The organism is Aeromonas sp. QDB56, assembly GCF_027705505.1.
Classification (GTDB): Bacteria; Pseudomonadota; Gammaproteobacteria; order Enterobacterales; family Aeromonadaceae; genus Aeromonas; species Aeromonas caviae.
This window is the reverse complement of record NZ_JAPDBZ010000264.1, coordinates 1-1557: the sequence shown is the minus strand read 5'-3', so window position 1 is coordinate 1557 and position 1557 is coordinate 1. Positions and strand designations below refer to the sequence as shown.

Below are 1557 nucleotides of genomic sequence, written 5' to 3'. Positions count from 1 at the left end.
GTAACCGTTCACCGGCCCCGGCTTGACTAAGCCGAGGTCAGGTTGAATACGTCAGGATAAGGCTGGCCCGTCATGACCGCTGTGACGATCCGGCACAGCACTTCGATTGCCGACTGGCTGCGCTTTTTGCACGTCTCAATCACCGACAGCACCCGCGAGCGGAATTTGTCACCCCGGTCCGAACTCGTGCCGAAGCAGATCTTCCGCAGGATCACGCTGCCACGGATACACCGCTCCGCCTCGTTGTTGGTCAACGGCGTCCCCGGATACTGCAAGAACACCCACAGCCCGGTTTCATACTTGAGAATATGCTGGCAGCGCCCGGCGTAACGTCGCGCCGGAGTCTCGGCGCCCTGGGTCAGTACCACCTGGATACTGCGCCTTAATCGGTGCATCCGCCTGAGCCAGACCTGTTCGCCGATCAGCCCCGACTCGTAACGATGCTGGGTGCGAAATACCGTCTTGAATAGCACGACCAGCCGACGACCCAGATAGACCGTCTGGCCGCCACCGCCATAGTCCGCCATCTCTTGCAGATTGCGCTGGACATGGGCCAGGCAGAATTGATGCCGTGTCGGATCCAGCCAGTGGTAACTGGCGCACTGGTCGGTGACCACGACACCGTGGGTCACCGCCCCCAGCAGATGCTTGGCATTGTCCTGACTGCGGAAGTAACGAATGTTCTGGAATACCGCATCGGTCGTTGCCATCAACCACAGCCATCGCGTATTCGACTCACCATTGCGCTGATGAGTGGTCTCATCGGCATGGATGATCGGCGCCTTCTGAATATGTTGTTTCAGCGCTTGATGAATGGGGGTCAGCATCGAGCTGATCCGCCCCTGGGCTTCCGAGATGGCGCCGACCGAAAAGGTCATGCCGTACTGATCGCGCAGCAAACTCTGAATTTTGCGCACACTCAGATGATATTGCCCCGCGAGCACCGCGATATAGCTGAGCAACCGCGGCCCCATCTGGCCGCTGGGTGCCGCCTTGGGCAACTCGCCTTTGCTGAGCGCATCGCAGTGCCGGCAGTGGCCGTGGAATAGCTGATATTCGGTGATCTCTAGCGGCAACGTGGGCAGCTCAAACACCTGGTGGCGGAAGGATGGCGCAGCATTGGCCACGACCTCGCCGCCGCACTCAGCGCAGCAGGATGCCGGTTTGCAAGCAACCACCAGATCGGTGGATTGCAACTCGCTTAGTTCTCGTCGATGCCCCGTGTGTCCAGGTTGAGCGCCAACCTGATTTCGGCCACGAGGCGTCGTAACTTTTTTCGCTCCGCCTTAGCCGCAGGGGAGTCGGAGGATGGCGATTTGGATGAGTTACGAGAGGAGAGAGCCAGACGGTCCTCGTACTCCCGTAGCTTGTTCCATAGCTCCTGGATGATGCGGTTGGCATCATGGAGGTCGTGCGCCTGAGGCGCTGCATTTTCGAAGAGTTTTTTCTTGTTCATGGGCTTATGTTGACGGGCTGGGAGGATCTATCAACCCCCGAAAGGGGATCAAGAGATGATCGTCACATTCGACTGTCAACGGGGGGCTGGTGAACGCTTAC

At 59.0% G+C, this 1557-nt stretch carries 1 protein-coding gene; it reads right to left on the bottom strand.

From position 1 onward, the window contains the following. Window positions 1-26 precede the first annotated feature (26 nt). A protein-coding gene (locus OKB81_RS20280) for an IS66-like element ISAeme24 family transposase (protein WP_270805426.1) occupies window positions 27-1456 on the bottom strand; the annotation gives its coding sequence in 2 pieces (ribosomal slippage) (window positions 27-1270 and window positions 1270-1456; 1431 coding nt in all). Between the last annotated feature and the right edge of the window lie 101 nt (window positions 1457-1557).